At 69.2% G+C, this 15,286-nt stretch carries 14 protein-coding genes; 8 read left to right on the forward strand and 6 right to left on the reverse strand.

Features of this window, described 5'->3' with window-relative positions:
- Nucleotides 1-3 precede the first annotated feature (3 nt).
- A complete protein-coding gene (gene ygfZ / locus H7F51_RS09795) occupies nucleotides 4-738 on the reverse strand; it encodes a CAF17-like 4Fe-4S cluster assembly/insertion protein YgfZ (RefSeq protein ID WP_185664061.1) in 735 nt (244 codons plus the stop codon).
- Nucleotides 739-782: 44 nt separating this feature from the next.
- A complete protein-coding gene (gene rarD / locus H7F51_RS09800) occupies nucleotides 783-1,703 on the reverse strand; it encodes an EamA family transporter RarD (protein ID WP_185664062.1) in 921 nt (306 codons plus the stop codon).
- 167 nt (nucleotides 1,704-1,870) lie between these two features.
- Between rarD and H7F51_RS09805 the strand changes: the two genes are divergently transcribed.
- Complete coding sequence (locus H7F51_RS09805; protein WP_185664063.1) at nucleotides 1,871-2,602, forward strand: hypothetical protein; 732 nt, start codon at nucleotides 1,871-1,873, stop codon at nucleotides 2,600-2,602.
- Nucleotides 2,603-2,890: 288 nt separating this feature from the next.
- Nucleotides 2,891-3,166, forward strand: a complete 276-nt coding sequence (locus H7F51_RS09810; RefSeq protein ID WP_185664064.1) for a hypothetical protein — start codon at nucleotides 2,891-2,893, stop codon at nucleotides 3,164-3,166.
- An 82-nt stretch (nucleotides 3,167-3,248) separates the two neighbouring features.
- Here the strand turns inward: H7F51_RS09810 and H7F51_RS09815 are convergent, their stop codons facing one another.
- On the reverse strand, nucleotides 3,249-4,667 hold the full coding sequence (locus H7F51_RS09815; protein WP_343061262.1) for a succinylglutamate-semialdehyde dehydrogenase: 1,419 nt from the start codon (nucleotides 4,665-4,667) through the stop codon (nucleotides 3,249-3,251).
- A 107-nt stretch (nucleotides 4,668-4,774) separates the two neighbouring features.
- Nucleotides 4,775-6,193, reverse strand: a complete 1,419-nt coding sequence (locus H7F51_RS09820) for a protein adenylyltransferase SelO family protein (protein WP_185664066.1) — start codon at nucleotides 6,191-6,193, stop codon at nucleotides 4,775-4,777.
- Between the two features lie 87 nt (nucleotides 6,194-6,280).
- Between H7F51_RS09820 and H7F51_RS09825 the strand changes: the two genes are divergently transcribed.
- From H7F51_RS09825 to H7F51_RS09845, 5 genes are all read left to right on the forward strand, one after another.
- The gene (locus H7F51_RS09825; RefSeq protein WP_185664067.1) at nucleotides 6,281-7,138 is read left to right on the forward strand and encodes an alpha/beta fold hydrolase; all 858 of its coding nucleotides are present in this window, start codon (nucleotides 6,281-6,283) and stop codon (nucleotides 7,136-7,138) included.
- Between the two features lie 19 nt (nucleotides 7,139-7,157).
- Nucleotides 7,158-8,285: a glycosyltransferase gene (locus H7F51_RS09830; protein ID WP_246448066.1), complete on the forward strand. Its 1,128-nt coding sequence runs from the start codon at nucleotides 7,158-7,160 to the stop codon at nucleotides 8,283-8,285.
- A gap of 153 nt (nucleotides 8,286-8,438) precedes the next feature.
- Nucleotides 8,439-9,248, forward strand: coding sequence for a tetratricopeptide repeat protein (locus tag H7F51_RS09835; RefSeq protein WP_221774081.1), 810 nt, complete (start codon nucleotides 8,439-8,441; stop codon nucleotides 9,246-9,248).
- Nucleotides 9,249-9,283: 35 nt separating this feature from the next.
- The gene (locus H7F51_RS09840) at nucleotides 9,284-10,618 is read left to right on the forward strand and encodes an outer membrane protein assembly factor BamB family protein (protein ID WP_185664069.1); all 1,335 of its coding nucleotides are present in this window, start codon (nucleotides 9,284-9,286) and stop codon (nucleotides 10,616-10,618) included.
- Nucleotides 10,619-10,688: 70 nt separating this feature from the next.
- Entirely contained in the window at nucleotides 10,689-12,017 is a 1,329-nt protein-coding gene (locus tag H7F51_RS09845; protein WP_185664070.1) for a methyltransferase family protein, read from the forward strand.
- Between the two features lie 19 nt (nucleotides 12,018-12,036).
- Here the strand turns inward: H7F51_RS09845 and H7F51_RS09850 are convergent, their stop codons facing one another.
- Nucleotides 12,037-13,407 carry a glutamate--cysteine ligase gene (locus H7F51_RS09850; protein WP_185664071.1) on the reverse strand — a complete coding sequence of 457 codons (1,371 nt, stop codon included), beginning with the start codon at nucleotides 13,405-13,407 and terminating at the stop codon, nucleotides 12,037-12,039.
- A gap of 25 nt (nucleotides 13,408-13,432) precedes the next feature.
- On the reverse strand, nucleotides 13,433-14,218 hold the full coding sequence (locus H7F51_RS09855; protein ID WP_185664111.1) for a 16S rRNA (uracil(1498)-N(3))-methyltransferase: 786 nt from the start codon (nucleotides 14,216-14,218) through the stop codon (nucleotides 13,433-13,435).
- Between the two features lie 62 nt (nucleotides 14,219-14,280).
- Here H7F51_RS09855 and ubiA point away from each other — a divergent pair, with 62 nt between their 5' ends.
- Nucleotides 14,281-15,201, forward strand: coding sequence for a 4-hydroxybenzoate octaprenyltransferase (gene ubiA / locus H7F51_RS09860; protein WP_185664072.1), 921 nt, complete (start codon nucleotides 14,281-14,283; stop codon nucleotides 15,199-15,201).
- Nucleotides 15,202-15,286 lie beyond the last annotated feature (85 nt).

Below are 15,286 nucleotides of genomic sequence, written 5' to 3' on the forward strand. Positions count from 1 at the left end.
GTGCTATTCCTTGATGTCCTTGAGGAAGGCCGGGAGCAGCGCCGCGTCGATGTCCTCGAGGCGCAGATGGTCGATCGCCTTGCCCAGCGCCGGATAGGCCACGCGCTGCCGCGCCGGGTCCGACCGCTCGATCGGCACGACCACCAGCCGCCGATTGACCTTCTGCCGCCAGTTCATCCGCGCGGTATTTTCCTGCCCGACGTAGCAGCCCTTGGTGAAGCTCACCCCGTGCAACTCGGCGGCATTGCATTCCAGCCACAGGGTCTCGCCCTCCCCCAGTTCCGCGCGGCCCTCGGCCACGCCGTGGGCGAGCCGGTGCGCGAGCCAGGCCTGGTCGGCGCTCTCGTCATCATCGGCGCCGGGCGGGGCGATCCAGCGTTCGCCCAGCGCGGACAGGCGCGGGTCGGCCGCAGCGCCGTCGCCGGTGTGCGGGCGCCAGTGGACCGAGAGGCGCTCTGCGACGGTGATCGCGATCTTGCGCCGCAGACGGTAGAGCGAGAGCCGCTTGACCAGCGCTTCGGCCGCCTCGGCCTCGCAGTCCAGCAGCAGGTCGCGCCCGGCGGGCCAGACGATGAAGTCGAACAGGACCTTGCCCTGCGGGCTGAGCAGGCCGGCCCAGACCGGCAGGAATCCGGTCACGTCGTTGGTAACCAGTCCCTGGAGGAAGGCGGCGGCATCCTCACCCTCTTCGGGAGAGAGGCGGACCAGGGCGCGGGCGTAGAGTTGGGTTCCTGTCATGCCTGCCCTAGGTAATGCGCCGGGCCGCGAAGCGGAAGGGGCGATCAGGCCGTTACCGGGCGCCGGTTCCTCAGCGCGAGGTCGGCAAGATAGATGCCGATCGCCAGCCAGATCAGTACGAAGCAGGCAAGCTGGATCGGCCGCAACGCCTCGCCCAGCGCGAGGATGCCGACGAGGAACTGCAAGCTCGGCGTGATGTACATGAGCACGCCGACGATCGAGAGGTCGAGCTGCCGCGTCGCCTCGGCGAAGAGGACCAGCGGCACGGTGGTGATCAGGCCCATCCCGGCCAGCAGGAGATATGTCACCGCGTCGAAGCCCAGCAGCGCCTCGGGGCGGTGCAGGACGAGCCAAGCCAGATAGGCGGCCGCGGGCGGCGCCAGCACCAGGGTCTCCACCGTCAGCCCGGCTACGGCCGGAACCACCACCACCTTGCGCACCAGCCCGTAGAGGCTGAACGTGAGCGCGAGCGAGATGCTGATCCACAGCATGCCGAGAGCTTCCTCGGCCAGCAGGGTCACGGCCAGGGCGGCGAGGCCGATCGCCAGCCATTGCCGCGGCGACAGGCGCTCGCGCAGGAACAGGGTGCCGAGCAGGACCGAGACCAGCGGGTTGATGTAGTAGCCCAGGCTGCTCGCCAGCACGTGATGCTGGGACACGGCATAGATGTAGAGCGACCAGTTGACCCCGACCAGGACGGCGCTGGTGCAGAGTGCCGCCGCGCGCTTCGGCGCGCGCAGGGCGGCGCGGACCTCGCCCGTCTGGCGCGTCGCGGCGGTGAGCGCGAGGCAGAAGGGCACCGAGAACAGGATGCGGCAGGACACGATCACCAGCGGATCGACATGGCCGAGCGCATGGAAGTAGATCGGCGCCGATCCCCAGACCAGATTGGCGAGAACCGCCAGCAGGATTCCGCCGCGCAGATGGGCTGCCTGCGGGCGGGTTGAAGAAGGGTTGGCGGCCATGGCCGGCCGTTAGAGATTTTGCTGCGCTGCGGCAAGGTGGCGTTCGTCGGCAATCTGGCGCAGTCTGACGCGGGTCGTGTGCGGGCTGAACCGAATTTTCACCGATTCGCGGGCAGGGGCCGGTCGTGCAAGGCCGGGCTGGTGCCGGTGTGAGACGAGGAATCTGGATGAAGCGTGGGACCGCCTTGCCGATCTGCGCCGCCGCGGCGCTGGCGCTGGTCCCGGCGCTCTCCGCCTGCGACAGCAAGGCGGGCGAGGATGGCCGCCGGCCGAGCAGCGATCCGATCGTCTCTGCCGCGCTGGACGAGCAGCTCATGGCCGATCCCGATCTGGCCCGGATCAATCCGCGCCATGCCGTGGTCACCCCCGGCGGCCCGCCCGCCGTGCCGATTCCGCCGGAAGACAGCAGCCCGGAAGCGATCGCGGCCGCGCGGGCCGAGGCGGTCCGGCTGGTCGGCGCCGCGCCGCTCCACGCTCCGCAGCCCGAGCCGGGGGCTCCCTCGGCGGCCGGGATGACCGCGGAACTGACCGCCAACAGCGCACTGGCCGAAAATGGTCCCGGTAGGGGCTGCGCGCGCAGCCTCGACTACGCTTTCATCTGGGCGGCGCGGATGCCGGCGGTCCTGCCGATCTATCCGCGCGGCCACGTGCAGGATGCCGCGGGCAGTGACGCGGCGCCCTGCCGCCTGCGCGTCGTCACGTTTCGCACCCCCGTACCGCTCGGCGAGGTGGTCGACTTCTACTGGACCCGCGGCCGCCGCGCCGGGCTTTCCCCGCGCCACCGGCTGGCGGGCGAGGACCATGTCGTCGCCGGACAGAAGGGCGCTGCCGCTTTCGTTGCCTATGTCCGCAGCCGCGATCTGATGACCGAGGTCGATCTGGTGACCAACGGGCTTTAGCGCGCAGGGTGACACGAGTGTCACCCTGTTCGGGCGCTGTCCCGGAGTTAAGCTGCTGTTATTCAAGGGCTCGCCGGAACAGTGCATGGGTGACACTTGTCCTACAGGGATTGTTCGCGCGGCCGGTTTTCAAAGAACGGGCGGAGGATGACAGGGGCGGGCGATGTAGGAAAATGGTTTGGGCGGGGCCGGGGCGGGTTTCGGCGTTTTCCGACTGAAAGCGGACTGTCCGGACCCGCCGACGCTTCGGACATTGCACGACACAGGAATTAAATTAGGCTTGGTCCTATGCTCTTCCTCACCTTCCTGATGCACGCTTCGTCGGTGAACGACACCGCCATCGTTCAGGAGCGGATCAATGAGTTGGTGAGGCGTTGTCACGCTTCCGAGGACATTCGGTTCGTAGCGCACCCAGGCAATGAAGTGGAAATACAGCTACTTACCCGGTCGGCTGCGCTAACTACCGTAGAGAGGCGGCGCCTTACCTGCGTGTTCGATGGCTTGAAGTCGATGCCTGAGCTTAGCTTTGGCTTTATTGGTAATGCCTCGCCGAACGGCAGCTAACCCGACCTTCCTACCCTTTACTGCGCGCTGTGTCTGCCGTGAAAGCGGCCATTTGGCAGGGCCCATGCGGCAAATTCGCCGATCAGACTTCCTTGAGGCCGATGCCGATCGAGGCGCGGGGCTGTTCGAGTTCGGTCGAGGCGACGGGGTAGGCGCAGGCGTCGGCGGTGTAGAAGGCGCCGGGGCGGTGATTGCCGGACAGGCCGATCCCGCCGAAGGGGGCGCCGGCCGTGGCGGCATTGGTGGTCTGGTTCCAGTTGACCACCCCGGCCCGGACATTGGCCCAGAAGCGGTTGTAATCCTGCGGGGCGCCGCCGATCAGCGCGGCGACGAGGCCGAAGCGGGTGGCATTGGCCTCGGCAATGGCCTCGTCGAAATCGTCGACCCGGATGACCTGCAGCAGAGGGCCGAACAGTTCGACGTCGGGGCGTTCGGCCATGGCGGTCGTGTCGATGATCGACGGGGTGAGGAAGGGGCGCTCCCGGTCGAGCCGGACCATGTGCTTGATCGGGCGGCCGCCGTGGGAGAGCAGGTAGACGAAGCTCTCGGTCAGCCCCTCGGCGGCGCCATTGTCGATCACCGGGCCCATGAAGGGCTGGGGATCGTCGAACGGGGCGCCAACCACGATCCGGTCAGCGAGCGCCTTCACCTCGCCGACCACGGCGTCGTAAAGGCTGGAGCGGACGATCAGCCGCCGCGCGCTGGTGCAGCGCTGGCCGCTGGTGGCGAAGGCCGATTGCACCACGAGGGTGGCCGCGTCCTGGATCTTGGGGGTGTCCCAGACCACGATCGGGTTGTTGCCGCCCAGTTCGAGGGCGACGATCTTGGCCGGGTTGGTGGCGAGCTTGCGGTTGATCGCGATGCCGTTGAGCGCCGAGCCGGTGAACAGGATGCCGTCCACCCCATCGTGGGCAACCAGTTCCTGGCCGATCGCGGGGCCGCCGACGAGGAGTTGCAGGGCATTGGCGGGAATGCCCGCGCGGTGCATGCAGCGCACGAGGAACTCGCCCGTGGCCGGCGCCTTTTCGCTCGGCTTGAAGATCACGGCGTTGCCCGCGATCAGCGCCGGGATGATGTGCCCGGCGGGCAGGTGCGCGGCGAAAGTGGCCGGGCCGATCACGGCCATGACCCCGTGCGGCTTGTGGCGCAGCGCGGTTGAGCCCTGCATCGCATTGTCGAGCCGGCGCTGGGCCGTGCGCTCGGCATAGGAGCGCACCGAGATTTCGACCCGGGCGAGCACGGCCTCGACCTCGCTGCGGGCTTCCCACAGCGGCTTGCCGCATTCCTGCGCGATCAGTTCCGCGAAGGAATCCTGCTCCTTGCGCAGTTCGTTGACGAAACGGCGGCACAGCTCGATCCGGTTGGCCAGCGATTGCGCCGCCCATGTGCCCCAGGCGCGGCGGGCGCGCTCGACCAGTTCGTCCACATCGCCGACCGGCGCGCGCCACAATTCCGCGCCGGTGGCGGGGGCCAGGGAAACGATCTCATCGGTCATCGCAATCGTGAAGTACCCTCGGAGCGACCCGCAGTCGGCGCCATCTTCGCGGCCCCGGCGGACGGAGGCAATCCTTTGTTATCCCCCGCCCCAAGATAATGCGCGATTTCGGTTCAAAAGCCGTGACCGGCCGGGACCGGGGCCGGACCGAGCGCCGCGCCGAGGCGGCGGATCGCGGCAACCTGGTCGTGAAGGGGCGACCAGTCGTCATGATCGGCGATCGCGGACCAGATCCGCTCGACCTCGTCGATGTGATTGGTGACGGGTGCGGCCTCGGCCCAGAACGGGTGGCCGAGCGGGTCGTCGGGCGCGGCGGCGGGGCGGCGGGCGCGCAGCAGGTCGCCCAGCGCGCCTTCGGGGGGATTGCGCCCGGCGCGGTGGAGGAAGTGGAACAGGTCGGGCGAAAGGCCTTCCTGCTGCATGTATTGCCCGGCGCCCTGGAACAGGGCGAGGTCGGCCTCCTCGCCTTGCGGCTCGACGCCGAGCCGCCAGCAGAACCGCCGCCCCAGCGCCGCGCGGTAAAGCGGCGCGAAACGGTCGAGCGCGGCGATCAGCGGCTCGGAGCCGGCCAGCAGGCGCAGCGCCACGGCGAGCTGGCCGCAGTTCCAGTGGATCGCGCCCGGCTGGCGGCCATAGGCATAGAGCCCTTGGTGATCGAAATAGGCCGCGGTGAAAGCGGGATCGAAGCGCGGCAGCCAGCGCCACGGGCCATAGTCGAAGCTCTCGCCGGTGACGTTCATGTTGTCGGTGTTGAGCACGCCATGGACAAAGCCCGAAACCATGTAGGAGGCGGCCATGTCGGCCAGTCGTTCGACCACCTGGTGCATGAGGCGCACGGCCGGCTCGTCCCGCCCCGGGGCATCGGCGGGCGCGGGCGAGCCGGGAAACCGGGCGAGGCAATAGTCGACGAGCTCGGCCATGTGGTCCTTTTCCTCCAGCGCGAGCAGGCGCTGGAAGGAACCGATCCGGATGTGTCCGTGCGAGAGGCGGACCAGCACGGCCGAGCGGGTGGGCGACGGCTCGTCATTGCGCACCAGCTCCTCGCCGGTCTCGATCACCGAGAAGGTCTTGCTGGTGTAGACGCCGTGGGCCTCGAGCAGTTCGGTGGCGAGGATCTCGCGCACCGCGCCCTTGAGCGTCAGCCGCCCGTCGCCGAAGCGGCTCCACGGGGTCTGGCCCGAGCCCTTGGTGCCAAGGTCGAGCAGGCGCCCATCGGCGTCGCGCAACTGGGCGAAGAGGAAGCCGCGCCCGTCTCCGATGTCGGGGTTGTACACCTGGAACTGGTGGCCGTGATAGCGCAGGGCGAGCGGCTGGGGCAGGTTGCCGGGCAGCGGGGCGAAGCGGGCGAAATGCTGCGTCCAGTCCTCGTCGGTGAGATCGCCGAGGCCGACCGCGCCGGCCCAGCGCTGGTTGCGAAAGCGCAAGCCGGCGCGCGGAAAATCCGCCGCCGCGACCGGATCGGCGAGCCATGGGGCGAGGGGGGCTATCTGGGGATCGGGGCGATAGGCCCCGGCTTGCGGTTCGGCGCTCATCGGGCGATAGTGGGGATCGCGGCGCCGTGGGGCAAGTCATCCCGGGGGCCGCGCACCCTATCGCTGCCGAAAGTACCTGTTCCCGACATGGCCGAGTTCGAGAATCGCTTCTGGTCGAGCCGCGACGGGCTCAAGCTCCATTACCGCGACTATCCGGGGCGGGAGGACCGCCCGCCGCTGCTGTGCCTGCCGGGCCTGACCCGCAACGCGCGCGATTTTGCCGCTCTGGCCGCGCGCCATGCCGGGGAGTGGCGGGTGATCTGTCCCGACCTGCGCGGACGGGGGGACAGCGACTGGGCGAAGGATGCAGCCAGCTACAACCCGCTGCAATATGTCGAGGATGTCGAACTGCTGCTCGGCGCGCTCGGGCTGGAGTGGATCGTGGCCGTGGGCACCTCGCTCGGCGGGCTGATGACCGCGATCCTCTCGCTCAAGCATCCTGGCCTCGTCGCGGGGGCGGTGCTGGGCGACATTGGCCCGGTGATCGAGGAAGCGGGGCTGGCGCGCATTCGCGGCTATGTCGGGCAGGGGCGGGCCTTCGCCACCTGGATGCACGCCGCCCGCGCGCTGGAGGAAAGCCAGGCGGTGTCCTATCCCGGCTATTCGCTGGACGACTGGCTGGCCATGGCCAAGCGGGTGATGACGGTCGGCTCCAACGGGCGGATCGTGTTCGACTACGACATGAAGATCGCCGAGCCGTTCGAGCAGGCCAAGGATGCGCCGCCGCTGGACCTGTGGCCCGCGTTCGAATCGCTGGGCGGGCGGCCGCTGCTCTGCGTGCGGGGCGCCCTGTCCGACATCCTCTCGGCCGAAACGCTGGTGGCGATGATGGCCCGACTGCCCGGGCTCGAGACGCTGACCGTGCCCGGCGTCGGCCATGCGCCCACGCTTGACGAGCCCGAGGCGTGTGAGGCGGTCGGCCGCCTGCTCGGCCGGATCGGCTGAGGCGAAAAAGGGCTCCAGCTTGCGCATCCTGCACCTTCATTCGGGCTTCGACGCCGGCGGCAAGGAACTGCGCGCGGCGCGGCTGATGACCCTGTTCGGGCCGGGCATCGATCACGTCGTCGTCTCGGCCCAGCCCGGCGCGCTGGGCGCGGCCTCGGCGGTGGGGCGGCAGATCAGCGTTTCCTATCCGGACGACTTTCCGCCGCTTGCCGGGCGACCCACGCCGGGGCGGCTCCAGCGTCTTGCCAAGGCCATGCAGGGCTTCGACCTCGTGCTCACCTACAACTGGGGGGCGATGGACGCGGTGATGGCGCACACCCTGTTCGCCAAGGCGCTGCGCCTGCCGCCGCTGGTCCACCACGAGGACGGGTTCAACGAGGACGAGGCCGAGCGGCTGAAGCCGGCGCGCAACTGGTATCGCCGTATCGCGCTGGGCCGGGCCGGGGCGCTGATCGTGCCCTCGGCGCGGCTGGAAGCCATCGCCCTGACCGAATGGGCCCAGCCGCGCTGGCGGGTGCGGCGCATCGCCAACGGGATCGACACGGCGGCCTATGCGAAAAAGCCCCGGACCGACGCGATCCCGCGCGTGATCAAGCGCAAGGGCGAGCTGTGGCTGGGCACGCTGGCCGGGCTGCGCGCGGTCAAGAACCTGCCGCGCCTCGTGCGTGCCTTTTCGTTCATGCCGGAAGAATGGCAGCTGGTGATCCTTGGTGAGGGGCCGGAGCGCGAGGCGATCCGGCAGACGGCGATCGACCTCGACATCGGCCACCGGGTGCACCTGCCGGGCTTCGTGGCCAGCCCGGCCGAGGCGGTCGGCCTGTTCGATCTCTTCGCGCTCTCGTCCGACAGCGAGCAGTTTCCGCTCTCGGTGGCCGAGGCCATGGCGGCGGGGCTGGCGATCGCGGCCCCGGCCGTGGGCGACGTCGCGGCGATGGTCGCGGCGGAGAACGCGCCCTACATCACCGCGCCGGGGCGCGAGGACCTGTTGGCCGATGCGCTGATTGCCCTTGCCGCCGATGGTCCGCTGCGCCGCGCGATCGGGGCGGCCAACCGCGTTCGGGCCCGCGCCGACTATGATGAAGGGGCCATGCTCGAGGCCTATCGCCGCACCTACGGGGAGGCCATGGGGCGCAGCCGGTTTCCCTGAGCGGGTTTGCTTCGCCCGGCAAAGTCACGTAACCGGGCACAACCGGCCGGGCGATGTTGCCATTCAGGGTCACTTCACCATCATTGGCGTTGAAAAGCCGCCGTCGCACGCTAAACACGCGCTGATTTCGTTCACCTCCTGAAAGCTGCCGTTTTGGTCCTTCGTCCGCATTCCAACCGTCCCGGCTCCGCCGTTCCGACCGTCGCCTCCGCCCAGCAGGACGGATTCATGCGCGAGGTGGACGAGGCGCTGCGCGAGCAGGAAGTGCTGGACGCATTGAAGCGCCACGGCCGCAACCTCGCGATCGTCATCATCGTGATCCTGGTCGGCCTTGCCGGCTACCTGTGGTGGGAGCACAGCCGCAGCCAGGCCGATGGCGAGAAGGGCGAACAGCTCACCCTCGCGCTCGACCAGCTCGAGGCCGGGCGGTTCGATCCCGCCGCAGCCCAGCTGAAGCCGCTCGCGGCCGAGGGCAAGGACGGGATCAAGGCCGCCGCCGTGCTGACCCAGGCCGGGATGCTGGAAGAGCAGGGCAAGGCAGGCGAGGCGCAGAAGCTCTTCGCGCAGGTGGCCGCCGATGCCGCCGCGCCGCAGCCCTACCGCGATCTTGCCACGATCCGCGAGATTGCCGCGGGGTTCGAGGGCATGACGGCCGACAGCATGGTCGCCCGGCTCAAGCCGCTGGCCGCGCCCGGCAATCCCTTCTTCGGCAGCGCCGGCGAACTGCTCGGCATGGCCTATGTCAAGCAGGGCCGGAATGACCTTGCCGGCCCCCTGTTCGCCGCGATCTCGCGCGACAAGGCGGTGCCGACCACCCTGCGCGGGCGGGCCCGCCAGATGGCCGGCCTGCTCGGCGTCGATGCGGTCGATGACGTGAACGAGGCCGCCAATTCCGCGCGCGGAAATGCCGCCGCCCCGGCGCCGGAAGCCGCTCCCGCGGCCCCTGCCAATCCCGCCGAATAAGGCGCCGGACTATGCGATTCAGGAGAGATTTCCGCATGACCAATGGATCCAGCATCCGCGCCCTTGCCGTGCCGGCAGCGCTCAGCCTCGCGCTCGCGCTTGGCGCCTGCGGCGGCAAGAAGGGCCCGGTGACCCCGACCTTTGGCAACCGCGTGCCGATCCTCTCGCGCGTCGAGGCCGGGACCAAGGTCGATCCGACCCTCGCCGAAGTCAGCGTGGTCCTTCCCGCGGCCGAGCTGAATGCCGATTGGCCGCAGGCCGGCAATACGCCGGGCAAGGCCTATGGCAACCTTGCGCTGGGCGAGAATCCGGGCCGGATCTGGACCGCGTCGATCGCCGGGTCGTCTGGCCGTGAGCGTCTGGCCGCAGCGCCGGTGGTCGGCGGCGGCAAGCTTTTCGTGTTCGACACCGAGGGCCTTGTCCACGCGCTCGACGCGCAGACCGGGCGCGAGGTCTGGCGCGTCAGCTTCGCGATCAAGGGTGACGGCGCCACTTCGGTGTTCGGCGGCGGCGCCAGCTTCGACAACGGCAAGGTCTATGTCACCACCGGCGTCGGCGAAGTCGCCGCGCTCGATGCGGCGACCGGCAAGCAGCTGTGGAAGGCCAAGCCGGCGGGGCCGCTGCGCGGTTCGCCGACGATCGCCTTCGACGCGGTCTATGCCATGACCCAGGACAACCAGTTGGTCGCGCTCAATGCGGCTGACGGCGCCGTGCTGTGGACCGTCAGCGCCTCGACCGGCCTGTCCGGCGTGTTCGGCGTGGCCGCCCCGGCGGTTGGCGCGGGCACGGTGGTGGCCGGCTTCTCGACCGGCGAACTGGTCGCCTACCGCTACGAAAACGGACGGACCCTGTGGTCCGACGCGCTGGCGCGCACCTCGCTGTCGACCACGGTGGGCGTGCTGACCGACATCGACGCCGACCCGATCATCGATCGCGGCCGGGTTTTCGCGCTGGGCCAGGGCGGGCGCATGGCCGCTTACGAACTGACCACCGGCCAGCGCGTCTGGGAACTCAACCTCGCCGGCATTTCCACCCCGGCCATCGCCGGGGACTGGATCTTCACCCTGACCGACGATGCCAAGCTGCTGTGCATCGCCCGCGCCACGGGCAAGGCGCGCTGGGTGACCCAGCTGCCGCATTTCGAGAACGAGAAGAAGAAGTCGGGCCAGATCTACTGGACCGGGCCGGTGCTGGCGGGCAGCCGCCTGTGGCTCGGCAATTCGCGGGGCGAGGTCTATTCGGCCAATGTCGCGGACGGCAAGGCCTCGCTGTTCCAGAAGGTTGGCAAGCGGATCAGCCTGGCCCCGATCGTGGCTGACCGCACGATCTACGTGCTCGACGACGGCGGCCAGATCAGCGCCTTCCGCTGAGGCAGTTTGAAGGGGGCCGTCGCCGGCCCTCTTCACCCTTTGCTCACCCTTGGCCTTTACCAAGGCCGCCATGCAAGCAGGCCAACGCCCCCGCAGCGACGTGTCGGCCGGCGTGGGCCTGTGCGGCCTTGCCGGGCTCATGTCGTGGCTGGTGATCTGTCGCCATTGGGCCGGGGTGGCCGATCTTTTCGGCATTCCGGGCCCGCGCGAGCCCCTGTCCGGTCCTTACGCCGCGCTGGCCGCGCTGGTCTGGTCGGGCGGGCCGATGGTCGTGTGGTCGCTGCTGGTCGACAAGGTTCACCGCCGCCCCTCGACCGGGATCGACTGGGCGGCGCCGCGCCCGCTGTCGCAGGTGCTCGATGTCTCGGTCACCAAGATCGCCGGGCTCTGGGCAACATGGGCGCTGATCGGCTTTGCCTACTGCGTGGCCCGCTGGTACTGGCAGGGGCCTTACCTTTTCGCGATGGACGTGATCGGCGCGGCGGCCGTGCCGCTGTTCCTGCTCTCGGTGCCCTATGTCCTCTGGCTCGACCGGGTGCTGGTGGAGCCGCGCGACGGCGCCTGGCATTTCGGCGCCCTGCTGATCGGGCGCGAGCCGCACGATCCCGAGCAGGTGCGGATCCATGCCCGGGCCTGGCTGGTCAAGGGCTTCTTCTGCGCCTTCATGATCTCGATCCTGCCGGCGGGCTGGGCCGCGCTGACCACGGCCGACCTTTCCGGGATCGCCCGCGAGCCGGTTCTCGCCGCGCGCTGGCTGACCGAACTGCTGTTCCTCGTCGACGTCCAGATCGCCATGGTCGGCTATCTCGTCACCTTGAAGCCGCTCGACGCGCAGATCCGTAGCGCCAATCCGCACCTGGCCGGCTGGGTGGCGGCGCTGATCTGCTATCCGCCCTTCATTCTGATGGGGCCGGGCTCGCCGCTCGACTATCATCCCGGCACGGCCGACTGGACCTTCTGGCTGCGTGATCCACTGGTGCAGTGGATCTGGTGCGCGCTGCTGGTCAGCCTCACCGCGATCTATGCCTGGGCGACGGTCGCCTTCGGCCTGCGCTTTTCCAACCTCACCTGGCGCGGTACGCTCACCAACGGGCCCTACCGCTGGAGCCGCCACCCGGCCTATCTTTCCAAGAACCTGTTCTGGTGGGCCTCGACCCTGCCGTTCCTCGTCACCAGCGGCAACCGCAACGATGCCCTGCGCGATACGGTGATCCTCGCGCTGGTCAGCGCGGTCTATTTCTGGCGGGCCAAGACCGAGGAGAAGCACCTCCTCGCCGAAGACGCGAAATACCGGGAATACCACGCGTGGATGGAGCGAAGTCCGACCATCACCCGCTTCCTCTCGCGCCTGATCAGCGCGGCGTCGCCCCGGCGGACGGTGGTGCAGCCGGCGGAATAGCGCTTGACCCCCGGCGGGGTCAGAAATGGTCTTCGTAGGCCCGGCTAATGTCGCCGCCCCAGGCGCCGTGGTACTTTTCCAGTAGCACTTCGGACGGGACCTTGCCGCTCGCCACGATATCGTCGAGCGGGCCGAGGAAGCCGCTTTCGTTGTCGCCCGCCTCGTTAAGTTGCGCGCGCGCATTGAGACCGGAACGGGCGATGGCCAGAACCTCTGCCGCGATGTCGCGCAGGGTGCCGCCACCCGGCAGAGGGGCATCGAGGCCGAGCTTCGGGACCGAGGCGCGCAGGGTCTCGCGGCCCTCCATGTCCCAGCCCTTGACGAGATCCCAGGCCGCGTCGAGCGCTCCCTGATCGTACAGCAGGCCGACCCATAGGGCGGGCAGCGCGCAGATCTGGCTCCACGGGCCGCCATCGGCCCCGCGCATTTCGAGGAAAGACTTCAGCCGCACCTCGGGGAAGGCGGTGGAAAGGTGGTCGTTCCAGTCCGACAGGGTCGGGCGCTCGCCGGGCAGGGCGGGCAGCTTGCCATCGAGAAAGTCGCGGAACGACTGGCCGGCGGCGTCGATGTAGCGCCCTTCGCGGAACACGAAGTACATCGGCACGTCGAGCATGTAGTCGACATAGCGCTCGTAGCCGAAGCCCTCTTCGAAGACGAAGGGCAGCATGCCGGTGCGGGCGGGGTCGGTGTCGGACCAGATGTGGCTGCGGTAGGAGAGGAAGCCGTTGGGCCGCCCTTCCGTAAAGGGCGAATTGGCGAACAGTGCGGTCGCCAGCGGCTGGAGGGCGAGGCTGACGCGGAATTTCTGCACCATGTCCGCCTCGCTCGAATAGTCGAGGTTGGTCTGGATGGTGCATGTCCGCAGCATCATGTCGAGGCCCATGGTGCCGACCCGCGGCATGTGCCGCAGCATGATGTCGTAGCGGCCCTTGGGCATGATCGGCAGCTCGTCGCGCCGCTTGTCGGGCCACATGCCGAGGCCGAGGAAACCGATCCCGAAGCGGTCGCCGATCTGCTTGACCTGCTGGAGATGCCGCCCGGTTTCCGAACAGGTCTGGTGCAGGTTGACCAGCGGCGCGCCCGACAGTTCGAGCTGGCCGGCGGGTTCGAGGCTGACCGTGCCGTCCGGCCCGCCCATGGCGATGACCTTGCCGCCTTCCTCGATCTCGTGCCAGCCGAATTCCTTGAGGGCCAGCAGCAGGTCGCGGATGCCGCCGGGCTCGTCATAGGACGGGGCGTGATAGTCGCTGGTGGCGAAAACGAGCTTCTCGTGCTCGGTGCCGATCCGCCAGTCGGCGCGCGGCTTCTCGCCCGTGGCCATGGGCAGGACCAGCTGGTCGCGGCTTTCGATCAGCGGATCGTTCTTGTCGGTTGCCTGGCGCGTGCTCATCGCGCGCTCGTTAAGTCAGCGCGTTTCATTGCGCCACCATAATTTCTGTGTTGCCGTCCCGATCGGAGCCCCAGTCCCCCGCGATCGCCATCCACAGCGCGGTGGCGGCGATGGCGGCGGTTTCCCCGCGCAGGATGCGTGGGCCGAGCGATACAGGCACGGCCCGGGGATGGGCGCGGATCGCGGCGCGCTCGGCCTCGTCGAAGCCGCCTTCGGGGCCGGTGACGAGCGCGGCCGGGCCGGGGTGGGCGGCAAAGGCGGCGGCGGCGGGGGCGCCGCCGTTCTCGTCGGCGAAGAACAGGGTGCGCTTGTCGTCCCATCCGCGCAGCAGCACGTCGAGCTTCACCGGCAGTTCCAGTTCGGGCAGCGCGGTGCGGGCGCATTGCTCGGCCGCCTCGATCACGATGGCCCGCGCCCGTTCGGGATTGAGCTTGTCGGCCACCGAGCGACGCATGATCACCGGCTGGATCCGCCGCACGCCCAGTTCGCTGGCCTTTTCGAGCACCATGTCGAACCGGTCCTTCTTGAGCAGACCGGCGCAGAGCACGAAGTCGGGCACCTCCTCGCGCGGGCGCAGGCGGGTTTCGGGCACGGCGATCACCTCGCGCTTGCTTGCCTCGCTCACCCGGCAGGCCCATTCGCCCGACAGGTTGTCGCACAGCACCACGGCGTCGCCCGGGGCGATGCGCATCACGCGGGCAAGGTAATGGGCCTGCGCGCCCTCGATCGCCACGGCGGCGCCTTCGGCCAGCGGCACGTGAACGAACAGGCGCGGCGCGGATTTGGGCGGCCATGCGGGAACGGCAGGCAGGTGCGGCTCGGACATGGCAAGCGACTAGCCGATCTGGTGCCCGCCCGCTATCTCAGAGCGCCATGACCGCTCAAATCGTTCCCGACAGCCAGCATCGCGGCTTGATCGCGCGCCTGCCGCAATTTCCGCGCGATCTGGCCCAGCTGGCCCGGTTCGACCGGCCGATCGGCTGGTGGCTGCTGTTCTGGCCCTGCGCCTGGGGCGTGCTGCTGGCGGGCGGGGAAGGGCGCTGGGGCCTGATCGCCTGGTTGTTGGTCGGCTCGATCGCGATGCGCAGCGCGGGCTGCGTCTATAACGACCTCGTCGACGCCGACATCGATCGCAAGGTTGCACGCACCGCTGCACGGCCGATCGCCTCGGGCCGGATCAGCGCCGGGGTGGCGTGGGGCTGGTTGGGCGTGCTGTGCATGGCCGGGCTGGTGGTCCTGCTCCAGCTGCGGACGGAGGCCCAGATCGTGGCGCTGGCCAGCCTCGCGCTGGTCGCGGCCTATCCTTTCATGAAGCGGATCACCGGCTGGCCGCAGGCCTGGCTCGGCCTTGTCTTTACGTGGGGGGCGCCGGTCGGCTGGGTCGAGGTGGTGGGCTTTTCCGGCCTTTCTTCGCTGGTCCTGCTCTATGCCGGGTGCTGGGCCTGGTGCATGGGCTATGACACGATCTACGCCCTGCAGGACCGCGAGGACGACGCCCTGATCGGGATCGGCTCCTCGGCGCTTTCGCTCGGCCGCCACGTCAAGGCTGGGGTGGCCGCGCTCTATGGCATGGCCCTGGCCTGCTGGGGGCTGGACTTCTGGCTGCTGCGCGGCGGCGCGGCGGGCGCGGGCGGGCTTGCCCTGCTGGCGCTGCTGCCGATGGCGCTTCACCTTGGCTGGCAGGTGGTGACCCTGCGCAGCGAGGACGGCGCCGGGGCGCTGGCCCGGTTCCGCTCGAACCGCTTCGCCGGGCTGCTGATGGCGCTGGCCTGCTGGGTGGTGGGCAATGCCTGATGCTGGCGCCAGGCTGAGGACATTCCCCTAAATATCGGAAATTGCTTGCGGCAATGGCAAGCTCAAGCTAACTTCAGGTCTTCTC

This window comes from Novosphingobium flavum (genome assembly GCF_014230315.1).
Lineage (GTDB): Bacteria > Pseudomonadota > Alphaproteobacteria > Sphingomonadales > Sphingomonadaceae > Novosphingobium > Novosphingobium flavum.